This is a genomic window from Pantoea phyllosphaerae (assembly GCF_051025595.1).
Lineage (GTDB): Bacteria > Pseudomonadota > Gammaproteobacteria > Enterobacterales > Enterobacteriaceae > Pantoea.
The window spans coordinates 1-20,123 of record NZ_JBPFDE010000004.1; the positions used below are offsets into that span (position 1 = coordinate 1).

The 20,123-nt window shown below is 59.4% G+C and carries 14 protein-coding genes and 1 riboswitch; of the genes, 7 read left to right on the forward strand and 7 right to left on the reverse strand.

Annotation, left to right across the window (positions count from 1 at the left end):
* A partial coding sequence (locus ACR6A7_RS07055) for a hypothetical protein (protein WP_434124134.1) occupies nucleotides 1-233 on the reverse strand: 233 nt, incomplete at its 3' end.
* Between the two features lie 71 nt (nucleotides 234-304).
* Between ACR6A7_RS07055 and metA the strand changes: the two genes are divergently transcribed.
* The 4 genes from metA to aceK all read left to right on the forward strand — a co-directional run bounded on the left by metA (nucleotide 305) and on the right by aceK (nucleotide 6,164).
* Entirely contained in the window at nucleotides 305-1,234 is a 930-nt protein-coding gene (gene metA / locus ACR6A7_RS07060) for a homoserine O-succinyltransferase MetA (protein WP_434124136.1), read from the forward strand.
* A gap of 264 nt (nucleotides 1,235-1,498) precedes the next feature.
* On the forward strand, nucleotides 1,499-3,070 hold the full coding sequence (gene aceB / locus ACR6A7_RS07065; RefSeq protein WP_434124137.1) for a malate synthase A: 1,572 nt from the start codon (nucleotides 1,499-1,501) through the stop codon (nucleotides 3,068-3,070).
* 16 nt (nucleotides 3,071-3,086) lie between these two features.
* Nucleotides 3,087-4,388, forward strand: coding sequence for an isocitrate lyase (gene aceA / locus ACR6A7_RS07070; RefSeq protein WP_434124138.1), 1,302 nt, complete (start codon nucleotides 3,087-3,089; stop codon nucleotides 4,386-4,388).
* A gap of 57 nt (nucleotides 4,389-4,445) precedes the next feature.
* Nucleotides 4,446-6,164 carry a bifunctional isocitrate dehydrogenase kinase/phosphatase gene (gene aceK, locus ACR6A7_RS07075; RefSeq protein ID WP_434124140.1) on the forward strand — a complete coding sequence of 573 codons (1,719 nt, stop codon included), beginning with the start codon at nucleotides 4,446-4,448 and terminating at the stop codon, nucleotides 6,162-6,164.
* On the opposite strand, the gene iclR is transcribed toward aceK, so the two are convergent.
* Nucleotides 6,161-6,988 carry a glyoxylate bypass operon transcriptional repressor IclR gene (gene iclR / locus ACR6A7_RS07080; protein ID WP_434124141.1) on the reverse strand — a complete coding sequence of 276 codons (828 nt, stop codon included), beginning with the start codon at nucleotides 6,986-6,988 and terminating at the stop codon, nucleotides 6,161-6,163. The genes aceK and iclR overlap by 4 nt on opposite strands.
* 195 nt (nucleotides 6,989-7,183) lie before the next feature.
* Here iclR and metH point away from each other — a divergent pair, with 195 nt between their 5' ends.
* Nucleotides 7,184-10,867, forward strand: coding sequence for a methionine synthase (gene metH, locus ACR6A7_RS07085; RefSeq protein ID WP_434124142.1), 3,684 nt, complete (start codon nucleotides 7,184-7,186; stop codon nucleotides 10,865-10,867).
* 122 nt (nucleotides 10,868-10,989) lie between these two features.
* Here metH and ACR6A7_RS07090 read toward each other — a convergent pair whose 3' ends face one another.
* The 5 genes from ACR6A7_RS07090 to pgi form a co-directional block, all read right to left on the reverse strand.
* On the reverse strand, nucleotides 10,990-13,080 hold the full coding sequence (locus ACR6A7_RS07090; RefSeq protein WP_434124144.1) for a YjbH domain-containing protein: 2,091 nt from the start codon (nucleotides 13,078-13,080) through the stop codon (nucleotides 10,990-10,992).
* The gene (locus tag ACR6A7_RS07095) at nucleotides 13,080-13,817 is read right to left on the reverse strand and encodes a capsule biosynthesis GfcC D2 domain-containing protein (RefSeq protein WP_434124145.1); all 738 of its coding nucleotides are present in this window, start codon (nucleotides 13,815-13,817) and stop codon (nucleotides 13,080-13,082) included. The genes ACR6A7_RS07090 and ACR6A7_RS07095 overlap by 1 nt, the downstream gene beginning before the upstream one ends.
* Nucleotides 13,814-14,461: a YjbF family lipoprotein gene (locus ACR6A7_RS07100; RefSeq protein ID WP_434124146.1), complete on the reverse strand. Its 648-nt coding sequence runs from the start codon at nucleotides 14,459-14,461 to the stop codon at nucleotides 13,814-13,816. The genes ACR6A7_RS07095 and ACR6A7_RS07100 overlap by 4 nt, the downstream gene beginning before the upstream one ends.
* Nucleotides 14,462-14,534: 73 nt before the next feature.
* Nucleotides 14,535-14,783 carry an exopolysaccharide production protein YjbE gene (gene yjbE / locus ACR6A7_RS07105; RefSeq protein WP_033749135.1) on the reverse strand — a complete coding sequence of 83 codons (249 nt, stop codon included), beginning with the start codon at nucleotides 14,781-14,783 and terminating at the stop codon, nucleotides 14,535-14,537.
* 512 nt (nucleotides 14,784-15,295) lie between these two features.
* Complete coding sequence (gene pgi / locus ACR6A7_RS07110) at nucleotides 15,296-16,942, reverse strand: glucose-6-phosphate isomerase (protein WP_434124147.1); 1,647 nt, start codon at nucleotides 16,940-16,942, stop codon at nucleotides 15,296-15,298.
* A gap of 362 nt (nucleotides 16,943-17,304) precedes the next feature.
* Nucleotides 17,305-17,497, forward strand: a riboswitch (Lysine riboswitch).
* 110 nt (nucleotides 17,498-17,607) lie between these two features.
* Here pgi and lysC point away from each other — a divergent pair.
* Together lysC and panS are read left to right on the forward strand one after the other, a co-directional pair.
* Nucleotides 17,608-18,960 (forward strand): lysine-sensitive aspartokinase 3, encoded by a 1,353-nt coding sequence (gene lysC / locus ACR6A7_RS07115; protein WP_434124148.1) that lies wholly within the window; start codon nucleotides 17,608-17,610, stop codon nucleotides 18,958-18,960.
* Between the two features lie 240 nt (nucleotides 18,961-19,200).
* Entirely contained in the window at nucleotides 19,201-20,118 is a 918-nt protein-coding gene (gene panS / locus ACR6A7_RS07120) for a ketopantoate/pantoate/pantothenate transporter PanS (protein WP_434124149.1), read from the forward strand.
* Nucleotides 20,119-20,123: the final 5 nt, after the last annotated feature.

Here is a 20,123-nt window from a genome sequence, read left to right on the forward strand (position 1 = left end):
TCAGAAGTGAAACGCCGTAGCGCCGATGGTAGTGTGGGGTCTCCCCATGCGAGAGTAGGGAACTGCCAGGCATCCATTTGCGATAACCCTGACCTCACGGTCAGGGTTTTTTGCGTTTCAGGCCAGAAAATAATGCCTGACATCCTCATCTTACCGCCTCTTTTACCTTTACCCTCTTTTTTGCCGTTTAAAGCTGAAAGATTTTCATAAATCGCATGAAGACTCGACATCATCAGCCCGCCAGGCTATTGTTGGGCATCTGGATGTCTAAACGTATATACGGTTGTAAAGAGGAAAGTCGCACATGCCAATCAGGGTTCCCGACGAATTACCGGCAGTAAATTTCTTGCGTGAAGAGAATGTCTTTGTCATGACCTCGTCACGCGCCAGTGTTCAGGAAATCCGTCCGTTGAAAGTTCTGGTTCTCAATCTGATGCCAAAAAAAATTGAGACGGAAAACCAGTTCCTGCGTCTGCTTTCTAACTCGCCCTTACAGATCGATATTCAGCTGCTGCGCATCGACAGCCGCGAATCGCGTAATACGCCAACAGAACATCTCAATAACTTCTACTGCAACTTTGACGATATCCAGCACGATAACTTCGACGGGCTGATCGTCACCGGTGCACCGCTGGGCCTGGTCGATTTCAACGACGTCGCCTACTGGCCGCAGATCCAGCGCGTGCTGCACTGGGCGAAAGAACACGTTACCTCGACGCTCTTTGTCTGCTGGGCGGTGCAGGCGGCGCTTAATATTCTCTACGGCATTCCCAAACAGACGCGGCAAAGCAAACTGTCGGGCGTCTATGAACATCAAATTTTGCATCCGCACGCGCTGCTGACGCGCGGTTTTGACGATAACTTTCTGGCGCCCCATTCGCGCTATGCTGATTTCCCGACGCAGCTCATCACCGATTACACCGATCTGGAACTGTTCGCCGAATCTGAACAGACCGGCGCCTATCTGATGGCCAGCAAAGACAAGCGTCTGGTCTTCGTCACCGGCCATCCAGAATATGACGCGCTGACCCTGTCAGGTGAATACCATCGGGACTACGAGGCGGGCCTGCAGCCGGAGGTACCGTTCAACTACTTCCCGCAGGACAATCCTGAGCTGCCGCCACGCGCCACCTGGCGCAGCCATGGCAATCTGCTGTTTTCTAACTGGCTGAACTATTACGTTTACCAGATTACGCCATTCGATCTGCGCCGCATGAATCCTACCCTCGAATAATCGTTTTCCTCGTTTGTCCTTACCGTGCCAGCTGTAAAGCTGTCACGGTTTTTTTATGCCTCTCTCTTTTTGAAAGCGCCTCTCTCTCTCAATAAAGAACTTTAATCGCACTTTAATCAGCTGGTTATGTGATTTTTTGGATTAAAATGGAAATAGTTTTTGATTTTAAATTTAGCATGTATATGCTTGGATCCTGTAGCGCAAAAATTATCCTTTAACCGGATCGCTATGACAGGATCCGATCGGCGACAGGAGCGATCTCGCATGACCGACACGATAATTCATAGCGATCTTACCTTCACACAACCCTTCTCCCATGCGGAACAGCAGCTGCTAACCCCTGAGGCCCAGCAGTTCTTGCTTGAACTGGTCACGCATTTCTCCGCTGAGCGCGAAAGGCTGCTTGATCTCAGGCAGCAGCGCCAGCAGCGTTATGACGCTGGCCAGCTTCCCGACTTCGATATGGAAACCGCTTCCATTCGTGAAAGTGAATGGCGCATCGGCGCCATACCTGATGATCTGTTAGACAGGCGCGTGGAAATTACCGGGCCGCCCGAACGCAAAATGGTCATCAACGCTCTGAACGCTAACGTGAAAGTCTATATGGCGGATTTTGAAGACTCGCTGACGCCGCAGTGGGACAGGCTGATGGAGGGGCAGCAAACGCTGCGTGAGGCGGTAAACGGGACGCTCAGCTTTACCAGCGAAAGCGGAAAGATCTACCAGCTGCGCGCCGATCCTGCGGTGCTAATGTGCCGCGTGCGCGGTCTGCATCTGGATGAAAAACATGTGCAGTGGCAGGGCAAGGCGATCCCCGGCGGCTTGTTTGATTTCGCCCTCTACTTTTTTCACAACGCCGCCGCGCTGCTCAGCAAAGGCAGCGGGCCTTACTTCTATCTGCCGAAAAGCGAAAGCTGGCAGGAAGCGGCATGGTGGCGCGAAATCTTTAGCTTCGCTGAAGATCGCTTCCAGCTGCCGCGCGGCACCATTAAGGTCACGGTACTGATTGAAACCCTGCCAGCGGTATTCCAGATGGATGAGATCCTGTGGAACCTGCGCGACCATATCGTTGGCCTAAACTGTGGCCGCTGGGATTATATCTTCAGCTATATCAAAACGCTGCGTCAGCATGGCGATCGCATCCTGCCCGATCGGCAGTCGATCACCATGGCGCAGCCTTTCCTGGATGCTTATTCGCGTCTGCTGGTGAAAACCTGCCATCGTCGCGGCGCGTTCGCGATGGGCGGTATGTCGGCCTTAATCCCCGCCAAAGAACCCGCGCGCAACGAATGGGTGCTGCAGCGCGTGCGCGAAGATAAACAGCGTGAAGCGGATAACGGCCATGACGGTACCTGGATAGCCCATCCTGGACTGGCTGATACGGCAATGGCCGTCTTCGACGCCGCGCTCGGCGGGCGGCAAAACCAGCTCGACGTGCTGCGCGAAAAGGATGCGCCTGTCGACGCCGCACAGCTGCTGGCACCCTGCACAGGCGAACGCACCGAAGCGGGTATGCGCGCCAATATCCGCGTTGCGCTGCGTTATCTGGAGGCCTGGCTGAGCGGCAACGGCTGCGTACCGATCGACGGTCTGATGGAAGATGCCGCCACGGCGGAAATTGCTCGCACCTCCATCTGGCAGTGGATCCATCATCAGCAAACCCTGAGCGACGGCCAGCCTGTCAGCGCCGAAAGCTTTCTGCGCATGCTGGATGAAGAACGACGCCAGCTCAATGATGCGCGTTACGACAATGCGGCGCGGCTGATGACGCAAATCACCACTGAAGACGAACTGGTTTCATTTCTTACTCTGCCGGGCTATCGCCTGATCCCCTGAAAAAGGAGCCGTTGCCATGACTCGTACCCAACAGATTCAGCAGCTTGAACAAGCCTGGCGTGCACCGCGCTGGGAAGGTATTACACGCCCTTACAGCGCGGAAGAGGTGGTTAACCTGCGCGGCTCGGTTAATCCGGCCTGCACGCTGGCGCAGCGCGGCGCGGAAAAGCTCTGGACGCTGCTCAACGGCGCAGCGCGCAAAGGCTATATTAACAGCCTCGGCGCACTCACCGGTGGCCAGGCGTTGCAGCAGGCGAAAGCGGGCATTGAAGCGATCTACCTTTCCGGCTGGCAGGTGGCGGCGGATGCCAATCTTGCCGGGCAGATGTATCCCGATCAGTCACTCTATCCTGTGAATTCGGTGCCGGAAGTGGTACAGCGCATCAACCAGACTTTTCAGCGCGCCGATCAAATTCAGTGGGCGAGCGGCGCTGAACCGGGCGGTAAAGAGTACATCGACTATTTCCTGCCGATTGTCGCTGATGCCGAAGCGGGATTTGGCGGGGTGCTCAACGCGTTCGAGCTGATGAAAGCGATGATTAGCGCCGGCGCTGCAGCGGTGCATTTTGAAGATCAGCTGGCGGCGGTGAAAAAGTGCGGTCATATGGGCGGAAAGGTGCTGGTACCAACGCAGGAAGCGATACAGAAACTGGTGGCGGCACGGCTGGCGGCCGACGTAATGGATGTGCCGACCATTCTGTTAGCGCGCACCGACGCCGATGCGGCCGATCTGATTACCTCCGACTGTGACGAGTATGATCGGCCTTTTATTCGCGGCGATCGCACGGCAGAAGGTTTCTTTCGCACGCATGCGGGCATCGAGCAGGCGATTAGCCGCGGCCTGGCCTATGCGCCCTATGCTGATGTGCTGTGGTGCGAAACCTCGACGCCGGATCTGGCGCTGGCGCAGCGCTTCGCCACGGCTATTCACGCCCGCTATCCCGGCAAGCTGCTGGCTTATAACTGCTCGCCCTCATTTAACTGGAAAAAGAACCTTGATGACCACGCCATTGCCGGGTTTCAGCAGGCGCTGAGCGAGATGGGCTATCGCTTCCAGTTCATCACCCTGGCGGGCATTCACAGTATGTGGTTCAACATGTTCGACCTGGCGCACGCTTATGCCCAGGGCGAGGGCATGCGCCACTACGTCGAAAAGGTGCAGCAGCCGGAGTTTGCGGCGCGTAATAAAGGCTACAGCTTCTCATCTCATCAGCAGGAGGTCGGGACAGGCTACTTCGATCGGGTCACCACGCTGATCCAGGGCGGCCATTCGTCAGTGACGGCGCTGACCGGCTCGACCGAGCAGCACCAGTTTTAACCCCGTGTCAGATTGCCTGCCCAGCGCGTCTGGGCAGGCTTTTGTTGGGAGGTGACTGTGCCACCACGCGAATCCTTAATTGCTCATACCATCCTGCAAGGTTTCGACGCGCAGTATGGCCGCTTTCTTGATATTACCGCTGGCGCACAGCAGCGCTTCGAACGGGCGGACTGGCAGGCGGTACAGCAGGCGATGAAAACGCGCATCCACCTTTACGATAGCCACGTCGCGCTGGTGGTGGATCAGCTGCGCATACTCAACGGCGCGGCACACTGGGACGATGCGTTCTGGCTACAGGTCAAACGGGATTACGAAGCGCTGCTGCCGGACTATCCGCGCGCGGAAATCGCCGAAAGCTTTTTCAATTCGGTCTACTGCCGTCTGCATGGCCATACCCATCTGCAGCCGAAGCGGCTGTTTATCTTCTCGACCCAGCAGCGCGCCGCGCAGCCTGCAAGACCGCTGGCGCGTCGCTATCAGCCGCAGCACGGCTGGCAGGCGATGCTGGAGCAGGTGCTGCGCGATACCACGCTGACGCTGCCCTGGCAGGACCGCGCGCGCGACGCCCGCTACATCCTGCGCCATCTGCAACAGCATTTCAGGCTGGATGGCGGCTCGCTGGAGGTGGCCAGCGAGCTCTTTTTTCGTAATAAAACCGCGTGGATTGTGGCGCGTTTACACCTGCCGCACGCCATCTTTCCCTGTCTGCTACCGGTTCAGCGCACCGTACAGGGCGAGCTGTGGATCGATACCTGCCTGACGGATGCTAACGACGCCAGCATCGTGTTCGGCTTTGCCCGCGCCTACTTTATGGTGCACGCACCGGTGCCCGCTGCGCTGGTGGCGTGGCTCCAGCCGATTCTGCCAGGCAAAACGCTCTCTGAACGCTATATGGCTATCGGCTGCCAGAAGCACGGCAAAACCGAAAGCTACCGCGACTATCTGCATGCGCTGGCGCACAGCGACGCGGCATTCGAAATAGCGCCCGGCGTGCGCGGCATGGTGATGCTGGTCTTTACGCTGCCGGGCTTTGATCGCGTCTTCAAAGTCATCCGCGATCGCTTTGCGCCGCAGAAAGAGGTGACGGAGGCGCAGGTGCGCGCCTGTTATCAGCAGGTCAAAGAGCACGACCGCGTCGGACGTATGGCGGACACGCTGGAGTTCGAGCAGTTTGCGCTGCCGCTGTCGCGTATCCCGCCTGCGCTGATGGCGGAGTTTCAGGCCAGCATTGCCACGAAGATGCATATCGACGGTGACCGCCTGATTATCCGCCATCTGTGGCTGGAACGGCGTATGCAGCCGCTCAACCTCTATCTGGCGCAGGCGAACAGCGAAGAGCGCCGTCACGCGGTTGAGGAGTATGGCAACGCCATCAAACAGCTGGCGGCGGCCAATATTTTTCCAGGGGATATGCTGTTTAAAAACTTCGGCATGACGCGGCATGGGCGCGTGGTGTTTTATGACTACGACGAAATCCGGCCAATGGATGAGCTGCACTTCCGCGACGTGCCGCAGGCGCGCTATGACGAAGACGAACTGAGCGCCGAACCCTGGTACAGCGTCGGCCCGGACGATGTCTTTCCTGAAACCTTCCGCTACGCGCTGTGCAGCGAGGCCGCGACCGGCGCGCTGCTGCAGCAGCTGCATCCTGAGCTCTTCGATGCAGGCTGGTGGCGTGCGCAGCAGCAGCGCATCCGGCAGGGGCATGTGGAAGAGGTGATGGCCTGGCGCCAAACGCAGCGCTTCAGCGTGCGCTACGCCCGCGCGCTGGCTTAGCGGCCGCTGTAGGCCAGCGTCACCTGACGCGCCTCGCGGATCACCAGCGCCCCCAGCTCGGTAATGCGATCGTCCGTCATACGCGCGATCGGCCCGGATATCGACAGGGCGGCAAAGGGCTCGCCGTGCTCGTCATAGATGGGCGCGGCGACGCAGCGCAGTCCCAGCGCATGCTCCTCATCGTCAAAGGCGAAGCCGCCTTTGCGCACCTGCGCCAGATTGGCCTTCAGGCTTTGTGGCGACATCAGGGTGTTGGGCGTGTAGTAATGCAGTCCTTTCTGGTGCAGCAGCGCGGTAACCTGCTCATCGCTCAGGTGCGCCAGAAAAGCCTTGCCCGCGCCTGAGGCGTGCATCGGCAGCTTGCCGCCAATCGGCGCCGACATGCGCATCAGCTGGGTGCACTGCACCTGATCGATAATCACCGCCTGATAATCGCTGAGATCCAGCACGGCCAGATTGACCGTTTCGCCCGAGGTTTCCATCAGCGTGCGCAGCACAGGATGAACCAGCGCCAGCAGATTTCGGCTCTGCAAAAAACTGCTGCCGACCACAAAGGCGTGCGCGCCAATCGTCCACAGGCCAAGATCGCCGGTCTGATGCACGAAGCCTTGCTGCTGCATCGTCGTCAGCAAACGGTGCGTGGTGGAGTTAGGCAATCCAGCCTGCTGCGCCAGTTCGGTCAGCGCCACGCTGCCGTGGGCATCGGCGATCAGCTCCAGCAGGTGCAGGCCGCGTTGCAGAGACTGCACCTGACCGCTGGCCGACGGCGCGGCGGGGGTGCCGCGCGGTTTTTTGCCGCGTTTAGCGGGAACGAGCGTTACCATTGAGGTATCTCCTTGCGCAAAGTGGAAATCATTTTCAGCTTAATTGGGCAATTTGCAAACCCGCGCGTTCTGGTCCGATCTGTTGCGCGATTTGCCTGAAAATGTCTCACCTGCTGCGGCTTTCTCCCCTGCGTAAGTTATGACAGTATGAGGCGCTGGCGTTTTAGCCAGTAAACTGAGCTAAACGAGGCAAGAGTGAGCAACAGAATCGAAGCGCTGCATCAGCAGCTCGCGCAACGCATCATGGTGCTGGACGGCGGCATGGGCACAATGATCCAGAGCTACAGGCTGGATGAGCAGGATTTTCGCGGCAGCCGCTTCGGCGACTGGCCCTGCGATCTCAAAGGCAACAACGATCTGCTGGTGCTCAGCAAGCCTGACGTGATCCGCGAGATCCACCACGCCTATCTGGAAGCGGGCGCCGATATTCTGGAAACCAATACTTTTAACGCCACCACCATTGCGATGGCGGATTACCAGATGGAAGCGCTTTCGGCGGAGATTAACGTCGAGGCTGCCCGACTGGCGCGCGCCTGCTGCGACGAGTGGACGGTGAAAACCCCCCATCGTCCGCGCTACGTCGCTGGCGTGCTCGGCCCAACCAACCGCACCTGCTCAATCTCGCCGGACGTCAACGATCCCGCTTACCGCAACGTCACCTTTAACCAGCTGGTAGACGCCTACCGCGAATCGACGCGCGCGCTGGTTAAAGGCGGCGCCGATCTCATCATGATCGAAACGGTATTTGACACGCTGAACGCCAAAGCGGCGATTTTCGCGGTGCAGACCGAAATGGAGGCGCTGGGCGTTAAGCTGCCGCTGATGATCTCTGGCACCATTACCGACGCCTCTGGCCGTACGCTCTCCGGCCAGACCACGGAAGCGTTCTATAATTCGCTGCGCCACGCCGAGCCGCTATCGTTCGGCCTCAACTGCGCGCTCGGGCCGGACGAACTGCGTCAGTATGTGGCGGAGCTGTCGCGCATCGCCGAGTGCTATGTCACCGCGCACCCGAACGCCGGACTCCCCAACGCCTTCGGTGAATACGATCTTGATGCCGACGTCATGGCCGATCAGATCGGCGAATGGGCGCGCGCCGGTTTTCTCAACATTATTGGCGGCTGCTGCGGCACCACGCCGCAGCATATCAGGGCGATGGCGGATATCGTCGCCGGGGTGGCGCCGCGCAAACTGCCTGAACTGCCGGTCGCCTGTCGTCTCTCCGGGCTTGAGCCGCTTAACATCAGCGGCGACACGCTATTCGTCAACGTGGGCGAGCGCACCAACGTCACCGGCTCGGCCAAATTCAAGCGACTGATTAAAGAAGAGAAATATAACGAGGCGCTGGAAGTGGCGCTGCAGCAGGTGCAGAACGGCGCGCAGGTGATCGACATCAATATGGATGAGGGCATGCTCGACGCCGAAGCGGCGATGGTGCGCTTTCTTAACCTGATCGCCGGCGAGCCCGATATCGCACGGGTGCCGATTATGATCGACTCCTCAAAGTGGGAGGTGATTGAAAAGGGGCTGCAGTGCATCCAGGGCAAAGGCATCGTCAACTCGATCTCGATGAAAGAGGGCGAGGAGACCTTTATCCACCACGCGCGGCTGGTGCGCCGCTACGGCGCAGCGATGGTGGTGATGGCCTTCGACGAAGCGGGCCAGGCGGATACGCGCGCGCGCAAAATCGAGATCTGCCGCCGCGCCTATAACATTCTTACCGAGCAGGTCGGCTTCCCGCCGGAAGACATTATCTTCGACCCGAATATCTTTGCCGTCGCCACCGGCATCGAGGAGCACAACAACTACGCCATGGACTTTATCGGCGCCTGCGAGGACATCAAGCGCGAGCTGCCGCACGCGATGATCTCGGGCGGCGTCTCTAACGTCTCCTTCTCATTTCGCGGCAACGATCCGGTGCGCGAAGCCATCCATGCCGTGTTCCTCTATTACGCCATTCGCAACGGCATGGATATGGGCATCGTTAACGCCGGTCAGTTGGCGATTTACGACGATCTGCCCGCCGAGCTGCGCGAGGCGGTCGAGGACGTCATCCTGAACCGTCGCGACGACGGCACCGAACGCCTGCTGGCGCTGGCGGAGCAGTATCGCACCAGTAAAGGCGACGGCGGCGAGGAGAGGCAGCAGGCGGAATGGCGCAGCTGGGGTGTGGTTAAGCGTCTTGAATATTCGCTGGTAAAAGGCATCACCGAGTTTATTGAGCAGGACACCGAGGAGGCGCGTCAGGCCTCGACGCGCCCGATTGAGGTGATTGAAGGTCCGCTAATGGCGGGTATGAACGTCGTGGGCGATCTGTTCGGTGAAGGCAAGATGTTTCTGCCGCAGGTGGTGAAGTCGGCGCGCGTGATGAAACAGGCGGTGGCTTATCTTGAACCCTATATTCAGGCCAGCAAAGAGGCGGGCCGCAGCAACGGCAAAATCGTGCTGGCGACGGTAAAAGGCGACGTGCACGACATCGGCAAGAATATCGTCGGCGTGGTGCTGCAGTGCAACAACTACGAGATTATTGACCTTGGCGTGATGGTGCCGAGCGACAAGATTCTGAAAACCGCCATCGAACAGAAAGCCGATATTATCGGGCTGTCGGGGCTGATTACGCCGTCGCTGGATGAGATGGTTAACGTTGCCAAAGAGATGGAGCGTCAGGGCTTTACGCTGCCGCTGCTGATTGGCGGTGCCACCACCTCAAAGGCGCACACCGCCGTGAAGATCGAGCAGAACTACAGCGGGCCGACGGTCTACGTGCAGAACGCCTCGCGCACCGTGGGCGTGGTGTCGTCGCTGCTCTCCTCGACGCTGAAAGAAGATTTTGTGGCGCGCATGCGCAAGGAGTACGAAACCGTGCGCATCCAGCACGCGCGTAAGAAACCGCGCACGCCGCCGGTTTCGCTGCAGGCTGCGCGCGACAATGCGGTCGCCATTGACTGGGAAAGTTATACGCCGCCGGTGGCGCACCGTCTCGGCGTCAGTGAGATAGCGGTCGGCATCGATACGCTGCGCAACTACATCGACTGGACGCCATTCTTTATGACCTGGTCGCTGGCGGGCAAGTATCCGCGCATTCTGGAGGATGAGGTGGTTGGCGAAGAGGCAAAACGTCTGTTTGCCGACGCCAACGGGATGCTGGACAGGCTGAGCGCGCAAAAAGCGCTGACGCCACGCGGCGTAGTAGGCATTTTCCCGGCTAACCGCGTCGGCGACGATATTGAGATTTATCGCGACGAGAGCCGCCGCGAGGTGGTTGCTGTCAGTCATCATCTGCGCCAGCAGACGGAGAAGAGCGATTTTCCCAACTACTGTCTGGCCGATTATGTCGCGCCGAAAGGGAGCGGCAAGGCGGACTATCTGGGCGCCTTCGCCGTGACCGGCGGCCTGGAAGAGGATGCGCTGGCGGAGGCGTATGACGCGCAGCACGACGACTACAACAAAATCATGGTGAAAGCGGTGGCCGATCGGCTGGCGGAAGCCTTCGCCGAGTATCTGCACGAGCGGGTGCGTAAGGTGATCTGGGGCTTTGCCGCCCATGAGAACCTCAGCAACGAAGAGCTGATCCGCGAAAATTATCAGGGCATTCGTCCCGCGCCGGGCTATCCCGCCTGTCCCGAACATACCGAGAAAGCGGCGATCTGGCAGCTGCTGGATGTGGAAACCCACACCGGCATGAAGCTCACCGAATCCTTCGCCATGTGGCCGGGCGCGTCGGTGTCAGGCTGGTACTTCAGTCATCCCGATAGCCGCTACTTCGCGGTGGCGCAGATCCAGCGCGATCAGGTCGAGGATTATGCGGCGCGTAAGGGCATGGCGGTGAGCGAGGTTGAGCGCTGGCTGGCGCCGAATTTAGGGTATGACGCGGATTAAAACCACGGACGGCTTCGAAGTTTAAAGGCAGGTGGCGCGGGCCGAACGAGCAGGAATGCTTGAACGACTTTGCGATCTGCATTGACCAATACTAAAGGCGGCCATCAGGCCGCCTTTTTTCATCAATTGAAACGCGCGTCGCGATCGGACGTCAGGTCATAAAGCTGATACTTGCGTCCCAGCATCTGCCCGCCGTCACGCGTCAGCGGCACCCAGTTCACCTGCGCGCGGCCGCGCGTTGGCGTCACGGTAAAGAGATCCATCGGAATCGACAGGTAGAAACCTTTGGTGAAATCCCCTTCGCCATACTGTTCCGACGACACGTTGGTTTTGGTGGCATAGACGCCCACCATCACGCCGCTGTCGAAGCGCTTCGACACGTCGAGCGTCACGCCTTTGTCTTTGGCCAGATATTGCCCGACGCTCGCCTTCACCAGCAGATCCTGCATAAACCACGGACGCCAGTACGCCGTTACATGGCCGGTCGGCGCCTTGTAGTTGGTGAACTGCATCATGTTGTCCCAGTCGCGCTGGCGCACGTAGTTGGCGTCGACGCCAACGGCCCAGTTGCTGTCGATCGGCCGGTAGAGCATCTCGCCGCCGACGCCGCCGTACATGGTCTCCAGGTAACCGCCGTACATCTGGCCGTAGAAGCCGTTGCCGAGGTAACCCATGTAGTTGGCCTGCAGATCGTTAACGTAGACATTGTTCTCAACGTAGTCACGAATATGGGTGCGGACGCGCGGCAGCGTCGAGTCAGAGGGTGCGCCGTTGTAGTTGAACTTGTCGTAGTTATTGGCGAGGTTGCCGAACAGGCTGCCGCCCACCAGCAGATGATCGGTAAACCAGTAATCCAGGTTGCCCATCACGCCGACCTGATACATGTAAAAGCTTTCCGGGCCGCCGACCGACTGGTTCAGCACCGGGGACAGGCTGTAGTTGAGGCGCTCTTTACGAATAAAGAAGCCTTGCTCAGTCTCGCCTGCATCCACCGGGTTCTCGCGCGTCTGGCGCAGCGGCTGCTCCTGGCCGAGCGGATAGCCAGCCAGCTCATTGCGCAGGCTGCTGACGTCGGTGCGCGTCGTGACCTGCGCCATATTGAAGCGCGACTCGGTCACCTCGATCGTGTCGATGCCCGCCGGCAGGTTATTCATAATGATGCGGTTGGCGCGATCGACCCCTTCGCGCGTATCGCGATATTTGGTCTGCTCGCCCGAGACGAAGAGCGTGCTGCCTCGGGTCTGAATGCGCGGCCCGCTCAGTCCGGCGTTGTACTTCAGATCGCTCAGCTGGCTGGCGACCACGGTCGGCTCCAGCATGCGCTCCTGCGGCTGAGGACGGTAGGCGGGCTTCGCGCTGTCGATATGCGTCTGGCGCAGATCGTTGAAGTTGGTGCGCACCGTCACGCCGAACATAAAGGTGTTGCCGCGCTCGTAGCTGGCGTTGATATCGGCCCAGTCGGTAACGCGATAAATCGCGCCGACGTTGACCTTGCTGCGCTGTTCGAGCCTGCCGGCGAAGTCATCCTGATAGTCGTTGCCTTCATACTCCAGCTTGAGGCGCAGCGGCTGCCACGGCGTCTGATACTCCACGCCGCCAAACAGCGCCGACGGGCCGTGAAACATCTGCGAGCCGTTGATCGAACCCGCCTCGCCGACGCCGGGCCGCTGGCAGTAGCTGTCGCTGTAGGAGCAGAAGGGGTTTTTTACCGTGCCGCTATTGCCGAGATAGCCCCAGCCGAGCCCGAGCGTAAAGTCGAAGGGTCCCCAGGCTTTGCTCGCCACCAGATATTCGCTGTCGAACAGGCCGGTGCCGCCGAGATCGCGCGAGCCTAAAGCGATCTCCGGCAGCCAGTAGCTCTCTTTCAGCAGGCGCAGCTTGAGGTCGAACGCCTTGTCTTTGTAGCTCTGGTTGCCGCTGAAGCTCTCCACGGCGCTGTAGCGTCGCGTGCGCACGTCGGTATAGCGCACTGTCGTCTCCAGCCAGGGCAGCAGCTGCAGCGAGGCGGAGTAGTAGCGATACTGATCGTTGTCGCGGAAGTTCAGGCTGAACTCGCCTTCACGCGCCATGCGCGCGGTCGGCACCTGCAACAGGCCGACGCCGCCGAAGTCAGACTGCGACGGGCCCACCGGATCGGGAAAGGTCTCGGCCTGCGCCTGGCATGCGGCGGCCACGGAAACAGCCAGCAGGCTGAAAAGAAGTCGTTTATTCATCACTCTGGCACCCGGTGAGTCAGAACAGAAATCATGCGCTGGTTCAAATCGCCATACGCGTCAGGCAGGCTCCAGGAGGAGAAGCCCAGCCAGATAATGCTGCCGGGCGCGACTTCCCGGTGGCGCTGATTCCAGTAGGCCACCGGCACGCGCTGCGTTTCGCCGGAGGGGGCGATCACCGTGGCGTAGCTCTTCTCTGCGCCGGAAAGAGGCGGATGCTGCGCCAGATAGCCGCGCACCGTCTGGCCCGGCTGCCAGCTGACTCTGCCTGCGCCGCTCAGCGCACCCAGCAGCCATACGCTGTCGGACGGCGGCGTCAGCCAGAGGTCGTAGCGGCCCTCCAGGCGACGGTTGCTCTCGGGGTGAAGGCGGATCTGGTCGGGGTCGAGCGAGACGAACTGGCGACCAGCAACCTTGACGGCGCTGAGCTGGCGCAGCACCTCGCCGATGGCGGCGGCGCGATCGCCGCTGCTCTGCGCCCGCCAGGCGCGCAGATCGGCCAGCGTCTGCTGTTGCTGGCGCTGTGCGGCCGCGCTGGCGTGTCGCTCCGCGATCGCCGCGCCGCGCCACCAGACGGCCTCCATCAGCGCAGGCTGCGTGGTAAGCTGCGCCAGATCCTGCACGTTTTCGAGCGTGGCGCTGCCTTGCGCGCTATGCACCGTCACCTGACCCGCCGCCCATGCGGCGCTGCTGCCGGCCAGCATCAGGGCGGCCAGCAAAGAGAGTGTTGTTTTCATGATTTCGCCGGCTTCAGAAGGGTGGTGGCAACAGGGAAGGCGTCCGCAGCCAGCATCTGGCGCGCCTGCACCACATCGCCGCTGCTGTTATCGATCCAGAAGGTGTTCTCCCACGCGCGGCCGGTGGCCTCGATGCGCGCCTGCTCGATCCAGACGCGGCAGGGAACGCGGCGGCCCGCCAGCGTCAGCACCTCGTCAGCGCCGCGCGTAAAGCGCGAACTCACCGTCGCGGCGCGCGTCTCGCCGTGCTCGGTCCACTGCGCGATGCGCGTCCAGCTGGCGCCGTCGCGCAGATGGAGCGCATCCGCCAGCGGATCCTGCGGCAGATTACTCACTTCCTGCAGGTTATCCGGCAGGCCGAGCGTTTTCACCAGGCGACCATGCCGGGTCACCAGCATGGCGTTGTCCTGCGTGATCCACTTCTGCTGGCCATTTTCGTTATAGCCCAGCACCACGAAAATCTGCGGGCCTTCATTAATTCGCGCGTAGAGGCTGGCGTAGGGCAAATCGGCGATCTGCTGGTCGGTTTTAATCACGTCATCGGGGCCGGAAACCGCCATCATGACGGTCTGTTCCAGCCCTTTTTGCGTCTGCGTGCAGGCCTGCAGCAGCAGGCAAGCCAGCAACAAAGGAAGTTGGCGCACTGTGTGTCCCTGTAAAAGAAGCCAAAGCAAAAAATAACCACACGGCTGTGTGGTTATGTTTAAAGGTGCTACGTCAACGAGTGGTGCTCGTTGTGGTCGTGGTTGTTGTACCGGTATTCGCGCCGTCACCACCGCCAGAAGCGGCAATGCCGACACCGACTAATGCACCGAGCGCGCCGATACCGACAGCGGTTGAGGTGCCGGCGGAGATTGCTCCCGCCTGCGCGCCCGCTGCGGCACCCGCTTCTTCCGGGGCGGCAAAAGCCACGGAATGCGCTGCGACGTATAGTACGGCTGCTCCGGCAACCATGATTTTTTTCATACAGCTTGTCCTGCATTGAGTGAATGAAGGATATGCCCGTTACGGGCGCGTTCAGTATAGGGCAACAAATTACCAGAGTTCAGCGCGGGAAAAAGCGGTTGGAAAGGGCGGTTTATTTTGGCCAAAAAGAGGGCCAGACAGCGATAACCCCCTTTTTATTGGCAGGATTTGACCGAAGCCAGAATTTATTGCTGGTGGAAAATTAAATGCAAAGCGTTTTACGCTTTTTTGTTAATGGCTGGACCGAAAACGGTATTATCAGATTTTGCCGGAGTGCCTGGAAATTAAATTTCTTTAAAAAACAGCGTTTAAGAAAAGAGTAGTGGACGAGTAAGGGCCATTTAAAACGCGAGAAAAGAGGTATTTCCCGCTTCAGCTTCAGAGGAATCTCAGCGTAATTTAAGAATTATCCCGTCTGCACTGCGCATATTTTCTGCGCCAGTGCGGTTATTTTGTTCGCTACAGTAAAAAAAAGGCGACCTCGCGGTCGCCTTTACCCAATTCAGCGCTTATTAACGCCAGGATTTATAGCGATTAATTAAGCCATTAGTGGAACTGTCGTGGCTGGTAATATCGGCGCTGCTTTCCAGCTCCGGCAGAATACGGTTAGCCAGCTGCTTGCCTAACTCAACGCCCCACTGATCGAAGGTGAAGATATTCAGGATCGCGCCCTGCGTGAAGATCTTGTGCTCGTAAAGCGCAATCAGCGCGCCAAGGCTATAGGGGGTGATCTCGCGCAGCAGGATGGAGTTGGTCGGGCGATTGCCTTCAAACACCTTGAACGGCACGATATGTGCGACAGACTCGGCAGACTTGCCGGCGTCGGTAAACTCTTTCTCTACCACGTCGCGCGACTTACCGAACGCCAGCGCTTCGGTCTGGGCGAAGAAGTTAGAGAGCAGTTTCTGGTGGTGATCCGCCAGCGCGTTGTGGGTAATGGCTGGCGCGATAAAGTCGCACGGTACCAGCTTGGTGCCCTGATGGATCAGCTGGTAGAACGCATGCTGGCCATTGGTGCCCGGCTCGCCCCAGATAATCGGGCCGGTCTGGTAATCTACCGGGTTACCGTCGCGATCGACGTACTTGCCGTTAGACTCCATATTGCCCTGCTGGAAGTAGGCCGCGAAGCGGTGCATGTACTGATCGTAAGGCAGGATCGCTTCGGTCTCGGCGCCGAAGAAGTTGTTGTACCAGATGCCGATCAGCGCCAGCAGCACCGGCAGGTTCTGCTCGGCTGGCGTGGTGGAGAAGTGCTGGTCCATGGCATGCGCGCCGCTCAGCAGCTGCTCGAAGTTGTCGAAGCCGATAGAGAGGATAATTGACAGGCCGATGGCTGACCAGAGCGAGTAGCGACCGCCGACCCAGTCCCAGAACTCAAACATATTGGCAGTATCGATGCCGAATTCGCCCACCGCTTTCGCATTGGTGGAGAGCGCGGCGAAATGTTTCGCCACATGCTGCCGATCGCCGGCGGTTTTCAGAAACCAGTCGCGCGCGCTGTGGGCGTTGGTCATGGTTTCCTGGGTGGTGAAGGTTTTCGACGCCACCAGGAACAGCGTGGTTTCCGGGCTGAGATCTTTCAGGGTTTCCGCGATATGCGTGCCGTCCACGTTGGAGACGAAGTGCATATTGAGGTGGTTCTTATAGGGGCGCAGCGCCTCCGTTACCATAAACGGACCCAGATCCGAGCCGCCGATGCCGATATTCACCACGTCGGTGATCGCTTTGCCGGTATAGCCTTTCCACTCGCCGCTGATAATACGCTCGGAGAAGTGCTTCATCTTCTCCAGCACCGCGTTCACTTCCGGCATCACATCTTTGCCGTCTACCAGAATCGGCGTATTGCTGCGGTTGCGCAGCGCGACGTGCAGCACGGCGCGATCTTCGGTGCGGTTGATCTTCTCGCCAGAGAACATCGATTTAATCGCACCGCTCAGGTCGGTCTCTTTCGCCAGCGCCTGCAGCTTGTCCAGCGTCTCCTGGGTAATGCGGTTTTTCGAAAAATCCACCAGCATCTGGTCGTCAAAGGTGGCGGAGAATGTAGCAAAACGATCGGCATCCTGGGCGAACAGCTCGGCGATAGTCACCGATTTCATCTGTTCAAAATGCTGTTGCAGCGCTTTCCAGGCTGCGGTTTGGGTCGGATTGATATTTTTCATGGCAACACTCTTGTTGATTTAAGAACCGTCATTCCATCGTGGGTAACCACACCCTATAGCGTTTCAGTATGACAATAGTGTCCGCTGAAAGGAAAAATTTTGTCGGCGGCGTCACCTTTGCAGCAGGCGGCAGCGGATCGCGCGCCGGAAAGCGTGCGCCGTTTTAGCCAGTCGCCGCGGGCGATGTTCAGTTCAGTCGGCGCGTATTGTGCCGTGAATGGCGCTGCTGAACCTTGTGCCGAATCAGAATAAACCGGTCTGAAGAGGGCCATTTAGCGCTGCGGGCGCAGCAAATCGCCGACAGACGTAGACAGCAACCTTATGACCCGGTATTTTTATGCGGCTACTTGCGCACCCGTGCGCAAGCCAGAAGAGGCGCGTCGCCCAGGCAGTGTGTTGGAGGAACCGTATCCGGGGATAACACATCAGGGGGAGCGACGCCGAGGTGGTCAACACACGGAGTGTTGCCTGTCGGCTGCAGGGGCTGAATCCCCTGGGTTGTCACCAGAGGCGTCCACAGTCGGTCGCTTCGCAAGGTGAAGTGCTTCTGGGTGACTCGTCTCCTGATCTTGTCTGCCCAATTCTGCTCTTCCCTTGTGCCAAGGCTGATACAATGTCTCCCGTCCCATAAACGCGGGAGAAGATAACCTGACACGAGGTCGTAAATGTCTCAAACTCTGATCGTGGCGAAATTTGGCGGCACCAGCGTTGCCGATTTCGATGCTATGAACCGCAGCGCCGATGTGGTGCTGGCCAATGCCAACACGCGTCTGGTGGTGCTCTCCGCCTCGGCGGGCGTGACCAACCTGCTGGTTTCGCTGGCGGAAGGCCAGGAGCAGGCGCAGCGCGCTTACCTGCTGGACGAAATTCGCCGCATCCAGTATGCGATTGTCGAACGCCTGCAAAATCCGGCCGTTATCCGTGATGAAATCGACCGCATGCTCGAAAACATCACCATGCTTTCCGACGCCGCCTCGCTGGCGACCTCCAACGCGCTTACCGATGAACTGGTCAGCCACGGCGAGCTGATGTCCACGCTGCTGTTCGTGGAGATCCTGCGCGAGCGTCAGGTTGAGGCGGAGTGGTTCGACGTGCGTAAAGTGATGCGCACCAATGACCGTTTTGGCCGCGCCGAGCCGGAAATCGCGACGCTGGCCGAACAGGCCGCCACGCTGCTGACGCCGCGTCTGGCGCAGTCGCTGGTGATTACCCAGGGCTTTATCGGCAGCGAGCAAAAGGGCCGCACAACCACGCTGGGACGCGGCGGCAGCGACTATACCGCCGCGCTGCTCGGCGAGGCGCTGAAAGCGGCGCGCGTCGATATCTGGACCGACGTGGCGGGCATCTACACCACCGACCCGCGCGTGGTGCCGTCCGCGAAGCGTATCGACGACATCACCTTTGAAGAGGCGACCGAAATGGCGATCTTCGGCGCCAAGGTGCTGCATCCGGCGACGCTGCTGCCGGCGGTGCGCAGCGACATTCCTGTGTTTGTCGGCTCAAGCAAAGATCCCGCCGCCGGCGGCACGCGCGTGCATCGCGAAACCGCCAACCCGCCGCTGTTCCGCGCGCTGGCGCTGCGTCGTCGCCAGACGCTGCTGACGCTGCACAGCCTGAACATGCTGCACTCGCGCGGCTTCCTCGTCGAAGTGTTCACTATTCTGGCGCGCCATAATATCTCCGTGGATCTGATTACCACCTCGGAAGTGAGCGTGGCGCTGACGCTCGACACCACCGGCTCGACCTCCACCGGCGACAGCCTGCTGACCCAGGCGCTGCTGACGGAGCTGTCGTCACTTTGCCGCGTTGAAGTAGAAGAGAACCTGGCGCTGGTGGCGCTCATCGGCAACAACCTTTCCCGAGCGCGCGGCGTTGGCAAAGAGGTGTTCGGCACGCTTGAGCCGTTTAACCTGCGCCTGATCTGCTACGGCGCCAGCAGCTACAACCTCTGTTTCCTGGTGCCGGGCGAAGATGCAGAAAGCGTGGTGCGCGCGCTGCATAAAAACCTGTTCGAGTAAGGATCTGCCCGGCCGGATCGGATCCGGCTGGTGCGATCGACCGCTTTTTTGCGTAAAAGCCAGCGTATTGCTGGCCCTGTCTGGCGGATCGGCAGCAGTCGATCCCCATTTTCCCTTCTGGCCTCACCTTGCGATAACGAAATGTTATGATCCCGCTCCGCTGGCGCACCCGTTCCTGCGTCGCGTTTCTCTGTGGCAAATCCGCGAAAAAACACAACATACAAAGAAGGAAGTCTGGCTATGCTCGCCAAATTAACCCGCCTGTTTCCGCTGTGGGCCGTGCTGCTCTCGGTGGCCGCCTACTACTCGCCCGGCACCTTTCTCGGCATCGGACCCTGGGTCTCCTGGCTGCTGATGCTGATTATGTTTGGTATGGGCGTTACGCTTAATATCGACGATTTCAAACGCGTGCTGGTGCGTCCGGCGCCGGTGATCGCCGGCACCTTTCTGCACTATCTGGTGATGCCGCTCGCCGCCTGGGCGCTGGCGAAGCTGTTCCAGATGCCGCCGGATCTCGCCGCAGGCATGATCCTGGTGGGCAGCGTGGCCAGCGGCACCGCCTCGAACGTGATGATCTATCTGGCGAAAGGTGACGTCGCGCTGTCGGTGACCATCTCTTCGGTCTCCGCGCTGGTGGGCGTTTTCGCAACGCCGCTGCTGACGCGATTCTACGTCGATACGCATATTCAGGTAGATGTGGTGGGTATGCTGCTCAGCATCGTGAAGATCGTGGCGATCCCGATTAGCCTGGGGCTGATCGTCCACCACAGCTTTAACGGTCTGGTACGCCGCATCGAGCCTTATCTGCCGGCGTTCTCAATGGTATGCATTTTGTTGATCATCAGCGCCGTGGTGGCGGGCAGCCAGAGCTTTATCGGATCGGTCGGCCTGATGGTCATCGCCGCCGTGGTGATGCATAACGCCATCGGGCTGCTGGGCGGCTACTGGGGCGGCAAGCTGTTCGGCTTCGACGAGTCGACCTGCCGCACGCTGGCGCTGGAGGTTGGCATGCAGAACTCCGGACTGGCGGCGACGCTGGGCAAGCTCTACTTCTCGCCGCTGGCCGCGCTGCCGGGCGCGCTCTTTTCGGTCTGGCACAATCTTTCTGGTTCGCTGCTGGCGGGCTACTGGTCAGGCAAACCGGTCGACAAAAAGTAACAGAG